Raw genomic sequence first — 17077 nt, 5'->3', positions numbered from 1 at the left:
CAGGAGCCTCGCCGGTATGGAACTTCATGTTGTCATCAACGGCCGCAAGGACCTGGCAGGCCAGTTGTACAACCAATTGCGCAGCGCTATCGAATCCGGCCGTCTGGCCGCCGGGACGCAGCTCCCACCCAGTCGTTTGCTGGCCGGGCAACTGGGCATTTCGCGCAAGACCATTTCCGACACCTACGCGCAACTGACCTATGAGAATTTCCTCACCGGTGTGATCGGCAAAGGCACTTACGTCAACGCCCGGCCCGCCAAAGCGTTGCCCAAGCAAAGCCATTCGCAACTGGCGAGCGCTGAAGTCATTGAGTCATGGCGCAAGATGCCGGTGTTTCTGAACCACCCGACCCTGGAAGGCTCGCTGCGTTATGACTTCATCGGCGGGGCCACCAGCAAAGGCCAGTTTCCGCAGGATGACTGGCGGCGCTGCACCTCTCACGCCTTGCGCCAGATGGGCGGTTCCAAGGGTTTCTACAGCTTGTCCGAAGGCCTGCCGGCGCTGCGCAATGCGATCGCCCGGCACATCGCGTTTTCCCGTGGGGTGATTTGTCAGGATGAAGACGTTGTGGTGTGCAACGGCGCGCAACAGGCGCTGGACCTGATCTCCCGCGTGATGACCTGCCCCGGCAGCATCGTCGCCATGGAAGACCCCGGTTACCCACCCGCGCGCCTGTTGTTCGGTAGCCACGGTGCCACGGTGATCGGCGTACCGGTCGATGCCGAGGGGATCGTGGTCGACAAAATCCCCTTGGGCACGCGGCTGATTTACGTCACGCCATCGCATCAGTTTCCCCTCGGCATGCCGATGAGTCAGGCGCGCCGGGTGGCACTGCTGGAACGCGCGTATGAGTTGGGCGCGATCATCATCGAGGACGATTACGACAGCGAATTCCGCTATGAAGGCCGGCCCACCGACTCACTGCAAAGCATGGATGAGCGCGGAATCGTCGCTTACGTGGGGACCTTCTCGAAAACCCTGCTTCCGGAGTTGCGCCTTGGTTACGCGATTTTGCCACCGGCGATTCTCGACGCCGTGATCCGGGCCAAGCAACTCACCGACCGGCATACCTCCACGCTGCCGCAATGGGCGCTGGCCAAGTTCATCGCCGAAGGCTGTCTGCTCAAACATATCCGGCGCTGCCACGCGATCTATGCCGGGCGTCGGGAACGCCTTCTCACGCGTGTCTCGGGAGACCTGTCGCCCTGGTTCGACGCTATCCCGAGCACGGCGGGCTTCCACATGGTGCTGATGGCAAAAGTACCAATGGATATGCCGTTGGTGATCGAATTGGCGAAAAAAGTCGAGGTCGGACTGTACTCCATCGACATCTTTTACGATCAGCAAACGCCGCGCGCCGGGCTTCTCATGGGGTTTGGCGCCATTGAAACCCTGGACATAGATACCGCTCTGGACCGCTTGCGGGACATCTTGCAGCAAGTCGCCTGACGGATTGGTCTGGGTTTTTATCCGGCGATTGGCTATTGGCGGTCCGCAGGTGCAGGCCTATCCTGCCTAGGCGTTATCCCTCAATGAGCAGGATTCGTCCGGCCTGATTCAGGAGTGTGAGCAATGTCCAACGAAGTGATCAACACCGTAAGGGTACAGGCCGCCGCCGGCCGCTCGGATGAGCTGGGTAAGCAACTGCAAAAGATTGTCGAAACCCTGCGCGAACTACCGGGCTGCGATTCCTATATGGTCGACCGCTGCCCCGAGGACAGCAACCGCTGGAACGTCAGCGCCCGCTGGCAATCGGAAGCGGCCATGCACATGCATTTCAATTGCCCTGAAGTTCAAGGCTTTATCAGCCTGATCGATAACCAGTTGGCGAATGTCGTGGATTTCAACAGTTTTCCGATTCGTTAAATCAAGATCAAAAGATCGCAGCCTTCGGCAGCTCCTTCGCAGGCTGCGATCTTTTATACCGATTGGTCCCCTCACCTTCTCTCGAATTGGCTGTTTGAATGCGCCGGTTTGCGGACTAGTGTGGCTCCTGACCACAACTTACCGCAGGTGATAACCATGAAAATGTTGCGCTTCTTTGCCGCTTCGCTGGCTGCAATGGCCTTGACCGTTGCTACCTCGACATTCGCCCACGACCCCTCGGAAAAAGTCACGGTTCTGCAGGATGAGGCGCTAAAAAACGTGCCTGGCAAGAAAGCCATGATGATTGAGGTCGACTACCAACCCGGCCAGTCTTCAATCGCGCATAAACATGAAGGCACCGCGATGGCCTATGTGATCTCCGGCGCGGTCATTTCCCAGGTGAAAGGTGGCCAGCCAAAGACTTACAAGGCCGGCGAGTACTGGTATGAACCGGCGGGCTCGGAACATCTGGTCTCGAAAAACGCCAGTGCAAACAAGCCTGCGAAGTTGTTGGTGTTCATGGTGTTATCGCCTGACGAGAAAGTGCTGATCCCGCTGGAAAACTGATAGCTGGGCGTACAGCCATAAATAAACAGGCCCGAATTATCCATTCGGGCCTTTTTATTTCCTCATGTAATTAGCGCCTGTGGTTTAAACCAAATAAAACTATTGGTCTCCTCACAAGAGTGGATATTGGTTATTTCATCCCGTCGGGACAGGTTTAATCTGAACAACACTGCCGCTATACACGGGCAACTGACCCAAGTTGTTTCACTGGAGAAACACCCATGAAACTTGTCTTTCTCAGCACGTTGACGATTGCTGCTGCTTTAACCGGATGTTCAATTCCCACGGCGCCGACCGCCGTTTCTTCCCTGGACGGCTTGTTCAGCGAACCGGTCGGGCGCAGCAGCGCCACCCAAGTGGCCAACGGAGATCAAGTGTCTCTGGGCATCGTCTACAGCCGCAATACCCAGACCAATCGCGCTTATCTTGAGGACTACCGAGCCAACGCCGGCACCGGTTTTGGCCAAAGCCTGCTGGTGCAGCCGATTCACGACGCTTACGTCGCCACCTCCAATCCAGACCTCGCGGTGGATTGGGTCAAGGGCTCCCTGAAACGCCAGTTCGGCTCGGTGACTGTGTACCCGGATATGCAAAGCCTCAGTGCCGCAAAACCTGATGTGGTCGCCATCGTTGATACGCGCAGTCAATTGATGACCTCGCGCAGTTCCGACATCGAGGCCACTGTCAGCGCGGATTTCTATGACGCGAAGTTGAACTACATCGGCACGGCCCGCGGGCACGACGCCAAAGCACTTAGCCCGGTATGGGCGGACTATAAACGCAGCGAAGAAATTGTCGCGGATATCAATGAGCAACAGCAGGTGCAAGTTCGCGTATTGCAGAACTTTGATCAGTCGCTGTCCCGACTTCTCACCCGCCCATCAAGTAATGTGTCACTACTGGATAACACTCCGGTCTCTAAGCGCTATTAATGCTCGCCTCCTCTTCGCGACACTGTTCGCGAAGAGGATCATTGGCACCACTCGGCAATATCGAGTAATTTTTTTGTTGATCTCATCATGCTCGACTCCTCTACTCTGTCGTTCGCAGAACGAAATCTGCACACACTTTAATTCATGGAAGAACACGATGAGCTTCAATCAAAAAAGATCTTTTTACGCACACGTAGCGTACGACAACAAACGCTTGACCTTTGTCGACCTGGTATTAGGCGAGCGTTACTCCATCGGTGAAGCCAACCTGCTCACCACCTTACCGCCCCGCAAGCCAAATCCTGGGGGAGTAACGCGCAGCTACCCCAAGTTCATTGCGTATTTCGCCTGTTATGACGATTACTACAACCTGCAGATTCGAGGCCCCGCCTACTTCGGCAATTACATCAGCAAAAACGCTGACGGACAGCTGGGTGCCTTTCCAGCTGCCGGAGGGGACACAACTTCCTTCAACCTGCTGGACGATAACAAAACGATCATTACCCTGGATAATCTGGGTTCGGGTATCGCCAGTGTTTACTTGAAAGCCCGGAGTGGGGGCGTCATCAAATCAACCCAGAAAACCGCCAGTCGCAGGGAGTCTCACTCTTTCAATGACCGTTCGGGAGACGCCTTCAAGTTCAACATCGAAATTCTCGAAAGAAATGTCGGCTACCCCGGTGGCACCCGGCCCGACGAGTACAACGATTTTTTCGATGTCGATTGAATAGTCAGCACACCCCTTCCTTCAAATCGCCAGACATAAAAAAGCCCCGGCTCTTTCGAGACGGGGCTTTTTCATTCAGCGACTGATCAGGCCGCAGGTTCCAGCTCAGCGTTAGCATTGGCCGTGGCAGTGGCAGCAGGCACGACCGCCTGACCGCTCAACGCCAGGTCCAGCAACTCACGGTTGGCCACCGCGTACATGGCGTAGTCGGTGCCGCTGGCGGCACGAATTTCCACCAGCATGGCGCGCCAGCGTTCGATCATGCCCTCGTGCTCGTCCATCCACAGCGCCAGGCGTGTTTCCACGTCTTGGGTGCCGTCGCCCTGTTGCAGGACCGAGATGGTGATCGCACGTTGTTGCCAGTCGACGTCATCGCGGAACGCTTCACGGGCCAGGGCTTGCCAGTTGTTTTCAACCGGCAGTGCGCTGATCTGTTGCAGGTACCAGGTGATGTCCAGCGCGCTGCCGACGGCAAAGTATGCCTTCGCCACGTCCGCAGGATTCTGCCCGGTCACGTCGGAAGCCTCGATGATCGGCAGCAGCGTGTACAGGTGCGAGGTGCCGGCCACCATGCGCGCGAGCAATTCCGGCACACCGGCTTCGACGTACGCCTGATAACGGGCCTGCCAGTTTTCGTGGATCTCGCCACTCAGCAGTTCGTCGAGCTTGAGACCCAACTCCTTCAGATGCGGACCGAAGTGCGCGACGTCACGGGCAGCGTTCTGCTCGTTGCGACGGGCACGCAGGAACCAGCGCGTCGCGCGACGGCCCAGGCGCATCAGCTCGTCCATCAGCTCCAGTTGCACGTCAGCCGAAACCTGGTAATCCAGGGCCTCTATCTGCCGGAACCAGTGCGGGAGGTGGAAGATATCCCGAACTATTACATACGCACCCGCAACATTCGCCGGGCTCATGCCGGTCGACTCTTTGAGTCGTTGAACGAAGGTGATGCCCATGTGGTTCACCAGATCGTTGGCGATCTGGGTGCTGACGATCTCGCGCTTCAGACGGTGACGGCGCATGGCTTCGGAGAACTTGCTGACCAGGCTCGGCGGGAAAGCGGTCTCCATGTCGCGTGTCAGGTAGTCGTCGTCCGGCACCTGGGAATTGAGCAGCGCTTCCTTGAGGTCGATCTTGCTGTAGGAGATCAGTACCGACAGCTCGGCGCGGGTCAGGCCATGGCCTTCCGCGAGGCGTTCGTTGATCGCTTCTTCAGCCGGCAGGAACTCGATGGCGCGATCGAGCTTGCCGCGACCTTCCAGGTCGTTCATCAGACGCTTGTATTCAGCGATTCGCACGAATGCACGGCGAGCCGCCAGCGACAGTGCCTGAGTCTGCTTGTAGTTGTTGCCCAACACCAGATTGCCGACTTCGTCGGTCATGCTCGCCAGCAACTGATTACGCTGCTTGTCGGTCATGTCACCGGCGTGAACCACTTCGTTCAGCAGGATCTTGATGTTCACTTCGTGGTCGGAGCAGTCCACGCCACCGGCGTTGTCGATGAAGTCGGTGTTAGAACCGCCGCCATTCAGACCGAATTCGACACGACCCAGCTGAGTCATGCCGAGGTTACCGCCCTCGCCCACGACTTTGCAGCGCAGTTCGTTACCGTTGACGCGCAACGCGTCGTTGGCCTTGTCGCCGACATCGGCATGGCTTTCGCTGCTGGCTTTGACGTAGGTGCCGATACCGCCGTTCCACAACAGGTCCACCGGCGCCTTGAGCAAGGCATTCAGCAGTTCGGTCGGGGTCAGTTTGTCGGCCTGAATGTCGAAGCGCTCTTTCATCTGCGGGGAAATCGCGATGCTTTTCGCGCTACGGGAGAAGATCCCGCCGCCTTCGGACATGATGCTGGTGTCGTAATCCGACCACGCCGAACGCGGCAGGTCGAACAGGCGCTGACGCTCGGCAAAGCTGTTCGCCGGTTCAGGATTCGGGTCGATGAAAATGTGCAGGTGGTTGAACGCGGCGACCAGTTGCAGCTTGTCGGACATCAACAGACCGTTACCGAACACGTCACCGGCCATATCGCCAACACCGACCACGGTGATGCTGTCTTTCTGGACATTGATCCCGCGTTCACGGAAGTGACGTTGTACGCCAACCCACGCGCCCTTGGCAGTGATGCCCATTTTCTTGTGGTCGTAACCGGCCGAACCACCGGAGGCGAACGCGTCACCCAGCCAGAAGCCGTAGTCGATGGCGATGCCGTTGGCGATATCGGAGAAGGTCGCAGTGCCCTTGTCCGCCGCGACCACCAGGTACGGGTCATCGTCGTCATGCCGCACGACGTTGGCCGGCGGAACCAGCGCGCCGTCCTTCAGGTTGTCGGTGATGTCCAACAGGCCCGAGATGAAGATGCGGTAGCAGGCGATGCCCTCGGCGGCGATCTCGTCGCGACCGCCGCCCAGTGGCAGGCGACGCGGCAGAAAACCGCCCTTGGCGCCCACCGGCACGATCACCGAGTTCTTCACTTGCTGGGCTTTTACCAGGCCCAGGACTTCGGTGCGGTAGTCTTCTTCACGGTCGGACCAGCGCAGGCCGCCGCGAGCCACGTTGCCAAAGCGCAAATGCACGCCTTCGACGCGAGGCGAGTAAACGAAGATTTCGAACTTCGGTACTGGCTTCGGCAGCTCTGGGATCTGGTGCGGGTTGAACTTGAAGCTGAAGTAGGACTTGTTCTTGCCGTTCGCATCAGTCTGGTAGAAGTTGGTCCGCAGCGTGGCCTTGATCAGGTCCAGATAGCGACGCAGGATACGGTCTTCGTTGAGCACCTGGACTTCGTCCAGAGCGGCGATGATCGCGTGTTCCAGACGTTGCTGCTTGTCTTCCAGGTCATCGCTGGTCAGCTTGCGTGCCAGGTAGAAACGGGTTTTGAACAACCGGGTCAACTCGCGAGCGATGTCGGTGTGGTTGTTCAGGGTACTGGCGATGTAACCGAGGTCGAAGCCCAGGCGAATCTGCTTCATGTAGCGCGCGTAGGCGCGCAGCAGCGCGACGTCGCGCCATGGCAGCCCGGCGGTCAGCACCAGACGGTTGAACGCATCGTTCTCGGCATCGCCACGCACGATGTGGACGAAGGCGTCCTGCAAGGTGTCGTTGAGTTGCTGGATATCGAGTTCCAGGCCTTCGGCAGCGGTGAACGCGAAGTCGTGAATCCAGAACTCGCGGCCATTGTTGTGACGCAGGCGATACGGGAATTCACCCAGCACGCGCAAGCCGAGGTTTTCCAGGATCGGCAACACGTCGGACAATGCCAGCGGGGTATCGGCGTGATACAGCTTGCAGTGCAGCTCGCGCTGGCCGGAGACCTGACCCAGTGGCTGATAGAAGCTCATCACCAGCGGGTTTTTTTCGGTCAGGCTTAGCAGGTGCTGCATGTCGACCACCGCCGAATGCGCAGCGAAGCGCTCGCGGTAACCGGCCGGGAAGCCTTTCGGGAAATCCGCCAGCACGTTGGTGCCGCTCGCTTCACCGAAACTTTCAACGGTCAGGCTGGCGTAGTCGTCCTGCCAGCTGCGGCAGGCTTGCACCACTTCTTTTTCCAGCAGCACCGGGTCGATGTCGAGACGGTTCTTCGGATCGACGCGCAGGATCAACTGAACGCGAGCCAGCACCGATTCGGAGAAGAAGGTCCAGAACTCGCAGTCCGAAGCTTTCAGACGATCCATCAGCACTTGCTGGATTTTCTGGCGCACTTCGGTGGAATAGATGTCGCGTGGCACATAGGCCAGGCAGTAGCAGAAACGGCCGTACGGGTCTTTGCGCAGGAACACGCGGATCTTGTTGCGTTCCTGAATCTGTACGATCGACATCACGGTGCTGAACAGCTCGTCGACCGGGGTCTGGAACAGGTCATCGCGCGGCAGCACTTCAACCACCTGAGCCAGTTCCTTGCCCAGGTGAGCCTTGGCCTGGAAGCCGGAACGGCGTTCGATTTCCTCGACCTTGCGGCGGATGTACGGAATGACCCGCACGCTCTCGCCATACACCGACGAGGTGTACAGGCCCATGAAGCGGCATTCCTTGATGACGTTGCCGTCGGCGTCGATCTCGCGGATCGACACGTAATCCGGGTAAGCCGGACGGTGGACACGGCTCGGGTGCGCGGCCTTGGCAAACGACAACAGGGTCGGTTCGCGCAGATAGTTCACGGCGTAGTCTTCGATGCGCAAGTCATCGTAGGTCAGGCCGGTGCGCAGCAGTTTGGTCAGGCCGAGGAAGGAATTCTGGTCGTAGACAATGTGGCCGCCGTCGACTTCATCGCGCACCACGAACTCTTCGTAGCCGAGGAACGTGAAGTGGTTGCCCACCAGCCATTCCAGGAAGCTTTTGATTTCGGCTTTTTCTTGCGGGTCGACATTGAACTGGCTGTTGTCCAGGCCCGTGAGGATTTCCTGGACCTTGGCTTTCATCGGTTCGAAATCGGCGACCGCAACGCGGACTTCACCGAGAACCTGTTCCAGCTCTTTGCTCAGGACGTTCAGTTCGGCCGCGTTGGCGCAACGGTCGATTTCCAGGTACATCAACGATTCTTGCAGGACGTCGTCGCCCTGGGTGCCTTTCGGCAGGATTTCCAGCAACTCGCCTTTGCTGCCGCGACGCACGCTCAGCACGGTGGTTTGCAGGGTATGAATGCTGTAGCCGCGACGGTTCAGCTCGGTACGCACCGAGTCCACCAGGAATGGCAGGTCGTGGTGCAGCACTTCGACCGCGGTGTGGGTCGACTGCCAGCCGTGGCGTTCGTAATCGGGGTTGTAGACGCGAACCTGCGGTTGCGCGTGATCGAAGCGCTCCAGCAGGCGCCATGCAGAAAGGGTGCAGCCGGCGAGGTCGGACAGCCGACGCTGGGTCAGCTCGTCAAGGGAAATGATGCCGAAGAATTGTTCAGCGAACAGCGCCACTTGTGGCAGTGCCTGTTCACTGATGTGCTGGGCCAGTGCCGCTTGCAGTTGGTGCTGGAAGTCGGCTTTGCTGGCTGCGGTGAAGAACGCCATCTGTGGTACTCCGCTTGGGCTTGTTATTGATGGAAGCGTCGCGTGCAAAACCCCTTTCGGGGCGATCCGTCACCCTGTTCCTGATTCTCGGGCAGAGGAAACAGGGTGACAGGTGGGTGAAGCTGGACGAGACACTCAGGTCACATTCACCTTCCATGAATGGGCATCTGCAAAAACGACTCTGCGATCAATTGCACAATGTCTTTAAAGGTATCCATTCGATGCGCAGCTTAACCAGTGCGGCAAGGCCTGTGCTTGCGGTGCTGCGACATATTCGGTCAACGGCACGCAGCTCTTGGCCTGTGCATCGGACAACACTAGCAGTCGTGTAGGAAATTGGGCGTTTTATGCCCGGATTTACAGTACATTCGTGCCAGAAATGACCCACAGCCCCCCGGATGTTCACGACACATTCTCTGACAGTCAGCCGAGCAGAAATTCCCGAGGGCTGGCAGAATTGCCCTTTGTCGTGTTCACAACGCTCGCCGAGCCAGGAAATCCCCATGCAAATGACCACCTCCCTGTTGATCGTCAACCCGTGTGACGAGGAAGAAGACAACATGGCCATGCTCGCCTGCCACAGCGAACAGGGTGAGATGTTCCTGATGAGCCGTTATCCGGACGAGGACGAGCTGGAGATCACCCTCGACGGCGAGCCTTCGACCCTGGACGGAGTAAAGGTGACGCTGAGCGCTACGCGTTTGCTGATCGAAATCGCTGCGGCGGATGCGGATGCGTTGAATGGGGATGATTCGCTGGAGATTACGCACAGCACCGATGCGAGTGATTTGGCGGAAGTTGAAGTGACCCTGCAGAACATCCTCAAAGGGACAGGCACCTATATCAGCGAACTCTGAATTTCAGCGCCTATGGCTGCCTAATCGCGAGCAAGCTCGCTCCCACAGGTGAGCGTGTTCCTTCAGATACAGGCGATTGCCTGTGGGAGCGAGCTTGTTCGCGATTAGGCCCGAGAGAACGCTAACTTGCCTCCTCTGTACAAAAATCAAACACTTTCACTCATCTCTCTCCACACTTTGCACAAAATGCCGTTAGTCGCCGCCCCCCGCGATGGATTAAAGTAACGCCCCCAGCCCTGGCGTTATTCGAACGTCTTCGGTCACCCTTTCCAGGAACAGTCATCGATGGAACATCGTGAAGCGCTGCTAGCGCTGCGAACCTTTCTTTCAACGCAGATTCTCGGCCAGGAAAAACTCATCGAGCGCTTGCTCATCGCCCTGCTCGCCGACGGCCATATGCTGGTCGAGGGCGCCCCGGGTCTGGCCAAGACCAAGGCCATCAAAGAACTCGCCGAAGGCATCGAAGCCCAGTTCCATCGCATCCAGTTCACCCCCGACCTGTTGCCTGCCGACATCACCGGCACGGAAATCTATCGCCCGGAAACCGGCAGCTTCGTGTTCCAGCAAGGCCCGATCTTCCACAACTTGGTGCTGGCGGACGAAATCAACCGCGCCCCGGCCAAGGTGCAATCGGCGTTGCTCGAAGCGATGGCCGAGCGCCAGGTCAGTGTCGGGCGCAGCACTTACGAGCTGTCACCGCTGTTTCTGGTGATGGCCACGCAAAATCCGATCGAGCAGGAAGGCACCTATCCGCTGCCCGAAGCCCAGCTCGACCGCTTCCTGATGCACGTGAAAATCGGTTTCCCGGACGCCGCCGTCGAACGCCGCATCCTGCAACAGGCCCGGGGCGAAGCCCTGAACGGCGAAACCAAGCCCGAACGCCGGGTCAGCCAGCAGGCAATCTTCGCCGCTCGCAAGGAAATCCTCGGCTTGTACATGGCGGACGCCGTGGAGGAATACCTGGTGCAACTGGTCATGGCCACGCGCACCCCGGCCAAGTTCGATCCGGAGATGGCCGAGTGGATCGCCTATGGCGCCAGCCCGCGTGGCTCGATTGCCCTCGACCGCTGCGCCCGGGCCCACGCCTGGCTCGCCGGTCGCGACTTCGTCAGCCCGGAAGACATTCAGGCCGTGCTGTTCGACGTATTGCGTCACCGCATCATCCTGTCGTTTGAAGCCGAAGCCGCCGGCATCGATCAGGACCGTGTGGTCCAGCGGATTCTCGACGTCGTAGCCGTCGCTTGACCCCAATGAATTCTATCCTGCCGCCCGAGCCGGGCATCCGCGTCAGTCTCTCCGAGCTGATCGAGATGCGCCATCGCGTGCGCGAAGTGCAGTTGTTCTCCACGCCCAGCCAGCGCAGCCCGTTGATCGGCCTGCACCATTCGAAGCTGCGCGGGCGTGGTGTGGATTTCGATCAGGTGCGGGTCTATCAGGCCGGCGACGACGTGCGCACCATCGACTGGCGCGTCACCGCCCGCACACAGGAACCGCACACCAAGCTGTTCCATGAAGAGCGCGAACGGCCGATCTTCATCATGGTCGAGCAAAGTCGCCGACTGTTCTTCGGTTCCGGGCTGATGTTCAAGTCGGTGCTCGCCGCTCAGGCCGCGAGCCTGATTGGCTGGGCCGCGCTGGGGCACAACGATAGGGTCGGCGGGCTGGTGTTCGGCGATAACGAGCACTACGAAATCAAGCCACGGCGCAGCAAACAGAGCCTGCTGCAATTGCTTAACCGGCTGGTGCGGGTCAATCAATCGCTGCACACCGAAAACGAACAGAACCGCGACGCGCTCAACCTCGCCCTGCGCCGTGCCCGCGAAGTGCTGCGCCCAGGCAGCCTGGTGATCGTGATCTGCGACGAGCGGGCGCTGACCGAAGGCTCCGAGCAACAGTTGAGCCTGTTGTCGCGCCACTGCGACGTGCTGCTATTACCGGTGTCCGATCCGCTGGATCACGCCCTGCCCGCCGCCGGGCTGTTGCGCTTCGCCGAACGCGGTGCGCAACTGGAACTCGACACCCTCAATTACGATCTGCGCCAGACCTATCGCGCCCAGGCCGAAGCACGCATCGCCCGCTGGGAACTGCTCGCGCAAAAACTGCGCGTGTTGCTGATGCCCTTGAGCACCCAAAGTGAAATGGTCGAGCAACTGCGCGAATACCTGAACCCGCAGCACCCGGGGAAAGGTCGATGAGCAGCCTCGATCAACTGCAACCACTGATTTCCCCGCCGCCCATCGCGTTCTGGCCTCCGGCGCCGGGGTGGTGGCTCTTGCTGTTGCTGCTGCCCCTTGTCGGCTTCGGGCTTTGGAAAGCACGACGCTGGCTGCCGAACAAACGCCCTGTGGTGCGCGTCGAACAACCGCTGGACCCGGTGCGCATCGCCGCGCTGGCCGAACTCGCGTTGATGCCCAAACCCTACGACGGTGCGCCGGCGGGCGCCTGGCTGCAGCAACTCAACGGATTGCTCAAACGCCTGTGCCGCAACCATTACCCCTACAGCCAGAGCCACACCCTCAACGGGCGCAAATGGCTGGCGTTCCTCGACAACCGCTGCCCCGCCGCCGGCCTGACGCGCTGGATGGTGCTGGTCGAAGGGGCGTACAAACCCGAATGCAAACTCGACGACAAGGCCATCGCCGGCCTGACGCAAGCCGTCGACACCTGGATTCGAAAACATGTTTGAGTTCGCCTGGCCGTGGATATTCGCCCTGCTGCCATTGCCCTGGCTGATGCGCCTGGTGCTGCCGGTGGCCGACAGCGGCGAACCGGCGCTCAAAGTCAGCTTCCTCAGCGACCTCGAAGGCCTGGCCCGACGCCGCGCCCGGGCCAATCTGCCGGCGTGGCGCCAACAAGCGCCCTTCATGCTGCTGTGGCTGCTGTTGCTGATCGCCGCCGCACGCCCGCAATGGCTTGGCGAGCCGTTGCCGATTGCTGCCAGTGGCCGGGATCTGCTGGTGGCGGTGGACGTCTCCGGTTCCATGGACTTCCCTGACATGCAGTGGCGTGACGATGAGGTCAGCCGACTCTCACTGGTGCAACATTTGCTCGGTGATTTTCTGGAAAGCCGCGAGGGTGACCGCGTCGGCCTGATCCTGTTCGGCAGCAGGGCCTATTTGCAGGCGCCGCTGACGTTTGACCGGCGCACCGTGCGCATCTGGCTCGACGAAGCGCGTATCGGCATCGCCGGCAAGAACACCGCCATCGGCGACGCGATTGGTCTCGCGCTCAAACGCCTGCGCCTGCGTCCGGCACAAAGCCGGGTGCTGATTCTGGTCACTGACGGTGCGAACAACGGCGGCGAAATCGACCCCTTGACCGCGGCGCGGCTGGCGGCCCGGGAAGGCGTGAAAATCTACCCGATCGGCATCGGCGCTGATCCCGAGCAAAGCGGCACCGCAGGATTTCTCGGCATCAATCCGAGCCTGGACCTCGACGAACCCTCCCTCAAGGCCATCGCCGACGCGACGGGCGGCCAGTACTTCCGCGCCCGCGATGGCCTGGAGTTGCAACGGATCAAGGAAACCCTCGACCAGCTGGAACCGGTGACCCAGCAACCGACCCAGGCTCGCCCTGCACAGGCGTTGTATCAGTGGCCGCTGGCGATGGCGCTGCTGTTGAGTGTGCTGTTGGTGGTTCGTGAATTGTGGCCGGATAACCCGTTGCAGCGACTGTTTACCAAGGATCTGTTTTTGCAGACGCAACTGCCCGACTGGCGCCAACGGCTCAAACGCCTGCGCCTGCGGAGGCGCCGATGAGTGCGCTGTGGCCTTACTGGTTCCGCCCCTGGTGGCTGCTGTTGTTGCCGCTGCTCGGCTGGTTGATCTGGCAACTCTGGCATCGGCAAAAACGCGCCGGGCGCTGGCAGATGATTTTGCCCCCGGCCTTTCACGCGGCGTTGCTCAGCGGTGGTAACGGTCGCGACAGCAAATTGCCCTGGGTCGCCCTCGGCGTGGCGTGGCTGCTCACCCTGTTCGCGCTGCTGGGGCCGAGCTGGGAGCGTGTCGAGCAAGCCAGTCAGAAACCGGCCGACCCGCTGGTGGTGATCCTGGAGCTGACCCCGGAAATGCTCGCCACCGACGTCACGCCGAACCGGCTGGAGCAAGCCCGCCGCAAGTTGTTCGACCTGCTGCAAAACCGCAGCGACGCCCAGACCGCTATCGTCGTCTACTCCGGCAGCGCGCACACGCTGGTGCCGTTATCCGATGATCTCTCCACCAGCCGCAATCTGCTGGAGGCGCTCAAGCCGTCACTGATGCCTCAAGCGGGTCATCGCGCCGACCTCGCGGTGACCAAGGCCCTGGCGTTGCTGAATCAGGCGGCACTGGGTGACGGCCGGATCCTGCTGATCGGCTCGTCGCTCAATGAGCTGGAACGCGAAGGCATTCAGCAGGCGCTGGACCGCAAGTCGACGCAATTTCTGATGCTCGGTATCGGCACCGCCGAGGGCGCGCCGATCACCCAGGAGGATGGCAGTTTCCTCAAGGACGATCAGGGCGCGATTCTGGTGCCGCACCTCGACGAGCCGAGCCTGAAAGCATTCGTCAACGGCCTCGACGGGCGCTATCGCCCTGCGCGCCTCGACGATGCCGACCTGCGCGCGCTCGGCCTGCTGGATGGCCCGCGCAACCTGCGCGATGACGGCCAGACCCTGCGCCTCGATACCTGGGCCGATCAGGGTTATTGGCTGTTGCTGCCGCTGTTGCTGCTGGCGGCGTGCGCCGGCCGCCGTGGCTGGTTGTTTTGTCTGCCGCTGTTGTTCCTGTCGCCGCAGCCCAGCTACGCCTTCGATTTCGAAGACCTGTGGCTGCGGCCCGACCAGCGCGGTTTGCACCTGCTCAAGCAGAAGCATCCGGCCGAGGCCGCAGAGCATTTCGAAGACCGCCAGTGGCAAGGCGTGGCGCTCTATGAGGCCGGCGACTACAGCGCTGCCGCCCAGCGGTTCGCCGAGAGCAATGACGCCCACGCCCACTACAATCGTGGCAACGCTCTGGCGAAAAGTGGTGAGCTTGAAGCCGCGCTGGATGCCTACGAACAAGCCCTGGAGCTGCAACCGGACCTGCGCCCGGCGCAGACCAACAAGACGCTGGTAGAAAGTCTGATCAAACAGAAAAATACGCCACCACCCGTTGAACCGGACAAAAACCAGGGCGACGACAGCGCGACCACGCAAGAACCGTCACCTGGCGCAACCAACCAAGCATCGAGCGAGGGTGATGCGGATTCCAACGCTCAGGCGAATACACCGGACGCGGAGCAGTCGACTACAACGCCGCCGCGCCCGGGCACCAATGAGGTGCCCGGCAGCGAGTTGGGCGACGAACAAAGCACCACGCCGCCCTTGCGCCCCGCCAGCGACGCCATTGACGGCGAACAGCGCCAGGCGCTGGAGCAATGGCTGCGCAAGATCCCGGATGACCCGGGAGAATTGCTCAGACGCAAATTCTGGTACGAACAGCAACAACATCAGGATCAGGAAAACACCCGATGACCCGCTTCACCGCCTTTTTGCCAGTAGTGTTGCTCTGCGCCGTTCAGGCCCAGGCAGCAGAGCTGGTCGCCAGTGTTGATCGCAGCCGCCTGAACTCCGGGGAAACGGTCGAGCTGACCCTGGAATCCAACGATGTCACCCAGTTTGGCAAGCCTGACCTGACAACGCTGGAGCCGCTGTTCGAGGTGCGCGGTACCCGCCAGGTCAACCAGTTGACCACCCTCAACGGCGACAATCGCGCCACCACGCGCTGGATCGTCACGCTGCTGCCCCGGCAGAACGGCAGCGTGGTGATCCCGTCACTGCAACTGGGCGACGTGCAGAGCCAGCCGATCACCTTGCAAGTGGTCGAAAGCGACACCCGGGACAGCAAGCACGCACTGGCGCCGGTATTCATCGACGCCAGCCTCGATCAGAACAGCGTGTACGTGCAGGCCCAGGCGATCCTGACGTTGCGCATTTACCATTCCGTTTCGCTATACGACGACAGCAGCCTGACCCCCTTGCAGATCCCCGATGCGCGCATCGAGCAACTGGGTGAGTCGCGTACTTACGAAAAGGACATCAACGGCCTGCGCCACGGCGTGATCGAACTGCGTTACGCGATTTACCCGCAACACAGCGGCCCGCTGACCATACCGGCGCAGATATTCAGTGCCACGCTGGTGGACGCGCAGCCGGCCCAGGACGCCGAATCCCAAGTGCCGAAATCCGGCAAGTTGATGCGCGTGAGTTCGGTCGAGTTGCCGCTGACGGTCAAGGCAAAACCCGCGTCCTATCCGGCCGATGTGCCATGGCTGCCGGCGCGCAGCCTGAGCCTGAGCGAAAGCTGGAACCCCGAACCGGATCACGCTCAGGTCGGCGATTCGCTGACCCGCAGCCTGACGTTGAAAGCCGAAGGCTTGTCCAGCTCGCAATTGCCACCGTTGCCGGCCACCGACGTCAATGGCTTGCGGCGTTATCCGGACCAGCCGGTGCTGGTCAATCAGAACAGCGACCGGGGGCTGGTCGGCAGTCGCGAAGACCGTGAGGCGCTGGTGCCCGTGCGCAGCGGCGACATCGAGCTGCCCGCGGTGGACGTGGTCTGGTGGAACACCTTTGAAGATCACCTGGAACACAGCAACCTGCCCGCCCGGACCCTGCCAGTGGCGAACAACCCGGGCTTGATGGTCGATACCCCGACCGGCACGCCGCTGGTTACGTCAGCGGCCGACAACGAAGCACTGTGGTGGTGGAAATTCAGCACGCTGGTTCTCGCCTGCACCACCCTGCTGGGCTTCGGCCTCTGGTGGCGCGCCCGCTGGCAGCCGGCAATCCTGCGCGCCGCACAAACCGGACCGAGCCCGCGCACCGTGCTCGACGACCTCAAGCGCGCGTGTCAGGCCAACGACTCCCACGCCACCCGCCAGGCCCTCGACGCCTGGGCCCGCCAACAACCGGAAACCCTGGCCGACATGGCGGCACGGTTCGTGCCGTTGTCGGATGCGCTGGATGGGTTGAACGGCGCGCTGTACAGCGAAACCGGGCAGCATTGGCAGGGTGACGATCTGTGGCGGGCCATTCGGGCGATTCCGATTGCCGAGCGGGTTCATGACCCGGTGGGCGACAGTGGCTTGCCGCCGCTTTATCCGAAGTAACG

General features: G+C 60.5%; 13 protein-coding genes. 12 read left to right on the top strand and 1 reads right to left on the bottom strand.

Annotation, left to right across the window (positions count from 1 at the left end):
* Window positions 1-16: 16 nt before the first annotated feature.
* The 5 genes from F8N62_RS07230 (at window position 17) to F8N62_RS07210 (ending at window position 4093) form a co-directional block, all read left to right on the top strand.
* Window positions 17-1450, top strand: a complete 1434-nt coding sequence (locus F8N62_RS07230; RefSeq protein ID WP_150710304.1) for a PLP-dependent aminotransferase family protein — start codon at window positions 17-19, stop codon at window positions 1448-1450.
* Between the two features lie 123 nt (window positions 1451-1573).
* Window positions 1574-1867, top strand: coding sequence for a putative quinol monooxygenase (locus F8N62_RS07225; RefSeq protein WP_150710303.1), 294 nt, complete (start codon window positions 1574-1576; stop codon window positions 1865-1867).
* 156 nt (window positions 1868-2023) lie between these two features.
* Window positions 2024-2434 (top strand): cupin domain-containing protein, encoded by a 411-nt coding sequence (locus F8N62_RS07220; RefSeq protein ID WP_150710302.1) that lies wholly within the window; start codon window positions 2024-2026, stop codon window positions 2432-2434.
* A gap of 221 nt (window positions 2435-2655) precedes the next feature.
* Window positions 2656-3366 (top strand): ATPase, encoded by a 711-nt coding sequence (locus F8N62_RS07215; RefSeq protein WP_150710301.1) that lies wholly within the window; start codon window positions 2656-2658, stop codon window positions 3364-3366.
* Window positions 3367-3580: 214 nt separating this feature from the next.
* The gene (locus F8N62_RS07210; RefSeq protein WP_150710300.1) at window positions 3581-4093 is read left to right on the top strand and encodes a hypothetical protein; all 513 of its coding nucleotides are present in this window, start codon (window positions 3581-3583) and stop codon (window positions 4091-4093) included.
* Window positions 4094-4179: 86 nt separating this feature from the next.
* Here the strand turns inward: F8N62_RS07210 and F8N62_RS07205 are convergent, their stop codons facing one another.
* Window positions 4180-9090, bottom strand: a complete 4911-nt coding sequence (locus F8N62_RS07205) for an NAD-glutamate dehydrogenase (RefSeq protein WP_150710299.1) — start codon at window positions 9088-9090, stop codon at window positions 4180-4182.
* Window positions 9091-9593: 503 nt separating this feature from the next.
* Here F8N62_RS07205 and F8N62_RS07200 point away from each other — a divergent pair.
* The 7 genes from F8N62_RS07200 to F8N62_RS07170 all read left to right on the top strand — a co-directional run bounded on the left by F8N62_RS07200 (window position 9594) and on the right by F8N62_RS07170 (window position 17075).
* Window positions 9594-9947, top strand: a complete 354-nt coding sequence (locus tag F8N62_RS07200) for a hypothetical protein (RefSeq protein ID WP_150710298.1) — start codon at window positions 9594-9596, stop codon at window positions 9945-9947.
* 285 nt (window positions 9948-10232) lie between these two features.
* On the top strand, window positions 10233-11192 hold the full coding sequence (locus tag F8N62_RS07195) for an AAA family ATPase (RefSeq protein WP_003218556.1): 960 nt from the start codon (window positions 10233-10235) through the stop codon (window positions 11190-11192).
* Between the two features lie 5 nt (window positions 11193-11197).
* Window positions 11198-12142, top strand: a complete 945-nt coding sequence (locus tag F8N62_RS07190; RefSeq protein ID WP_150710297.1) for a DUF58 domain-containing protein — start codon at window positions 11198-11200, stop codon at window positions 12140-12142.
* Complete coding sequence (locus F8N62_RS07185) at window positions 12139-12633, top strand: DUF4381 domain-containing protein (protein ID WP_150710296.1); 495 nt, start codon at window positions 12139-12141, stop codon at window positions 12631-12633. The genes F8N62_RS07190 and F8N62_RS07185 overlap by 4 nt, the downstream gene beginning before the upstream one ends.
* The gene (locus tag F8N62_RS07180) at window positions 12626-13705 is read left to right on the top strand and encodes a vWA domain-containing protein (protein ID WP_150710295.1); all 1080 of its coding nucleotides are present in this window, start codon (window positions 12626-12628) and stop codon (window positions 13703-13705) included. Before F8N62_RS07185 ends, F8N62_RS07180 begins: the two co-directional genes overlap by 8 nt.
* Window positions 13702-15438: a tetratricopeptide repeat protein gene (locus F8N62_RS07175; RefSeq protein WP_150710294.1), complete on the top strand. Its 1737-nt coding sequence runs from the start codon at window positions 13702-13704 to the stop codon at window positions 15436-15438. Before F8N62_RS07180 ends, F8N62_RS07175 begins: the two co-directional genes overlap by 4 nt.
* Entirely contained in the window at window positions 15435-17075 is a 1641-nt protein-coding gene (locus F8N62_RS07170) for a BatD family protein (protein WP_150710293.1), read from the top strand. The genes F8N62_RS07175 and F8N62_RS07170 overlap by 4 nt, the downstream gene beginning before the upstream one ends.
* Window positions 17076-17077: the final 2 nt, after the last annotated feature.

Origin of the sequence: Pseudomonas fluorescens (assembly GCF_902497785.1) — a bacterium.
Lineage (GTDB): Bacteria > Pseudomonadota > Gammaproteobacteria > Pseudomonadales > Pseudomonadaceae > Aquipseudomonas > Aquipseudomonas fluorescens_BO.
The sequence above is the reverse complement of the archived record's forward strand: the minus strand, read 5'-3'. Positions and strand labels throughout refer to the sequence as shown.

What these genes read in the sequence shown, in the direction of transcription:
- F8N62_RS07230 (WP_150710304.1), top strand. Translation starts at nt 17, where the DNA reads ATGGAACTTCATGTTGTCATCAACGGCCGCAAGGACCTGGCAGGCCAG.
- F8N62_RS07225 (WP_150710303.1), top strand. Translation starts at nt 1,574, where the DNA reads ATGTCCAACGAAGTGATCAACACCGTAAGGGTACAGGCCGCCGCCGGC.
- F8N62_RS07220 (WP_150710302.1), top strand. Translation starts at nt 2,024, where the DNA reads ATGAAAATGTTGCGCTTCTTTGCCGCTTCGCTGGCTGCAATGGCCTTG.
- F8N62_RS07215 (WP_150710301.1), top strand. Translation starts at nt 2,656, where the DNA reads ATGAAACTTGTCTTTCTCAGCACGTTGACGATTGCTGCTGCTTTAACC.
- F8N62_RS07205 (WP_150710299.1), bottom strand. Translation starts at nt 9,090, where the DNA reads ATGGCGTTCTTCACCGCAGCCAGCAAAGCCGACTTCCAGCACCAACTG.
- F8N62_RS07200 (WP_150710298.1), top strand. Translation starts at nt 9,594, where the DNA reads ATGCAAATGACCACCTCCCTGTTGATCGTCAACCCGTGTGACGAGGAA.
- F8N62_RS07195 (WP_003218556.1), top strand. Translation starts at nt 10,233, where the DNA reads ATGGAACATCGTGAAGCGCTGCTAGCGCTGCGAACCTTTCTTTCAACG.
- F8N62_RS07190 (WP_150710297.1), top strand. Translation starts at nt 11,198, where the DNA reads ATGAATTCTATCCTGCCGCCCGAGCCGGGCATCCGCGTCAGTCTCTCC.
- F8N62_RS07185 (WP_150710296.1), top strand. Translation starts at nt 12,139, where the DNA reads ATGAGCAGCCTCGATCAACTGCAACCACTGATTTCCCCGCCGCCCATC.
- F8N62_RS07180 (WP_150710295.1), top strand. Translation starts at nt 12,626, where the DNA reads ATGTTTGAGTTCGCCTGGCCGTGGATATTCGCCCTGCTGCCATTGCCC.
- F8N62_RS07175 (WP_150710294.1), top strand. Translation starts at nt 13,702, where the DNA reads ATGAGTGCGCTGTGGCCTTACTGGTTCCGCCCCTGGTGGCTGCTGTTG.
- F8N62_RS07170 (WP_150710293.1), top strand. Translation starts at nt 15,435, where the DNA reads ATGACCCGCTTCACCGCCTTTTTGCCAGTAGTGTTGCTCTGCGCCGTT.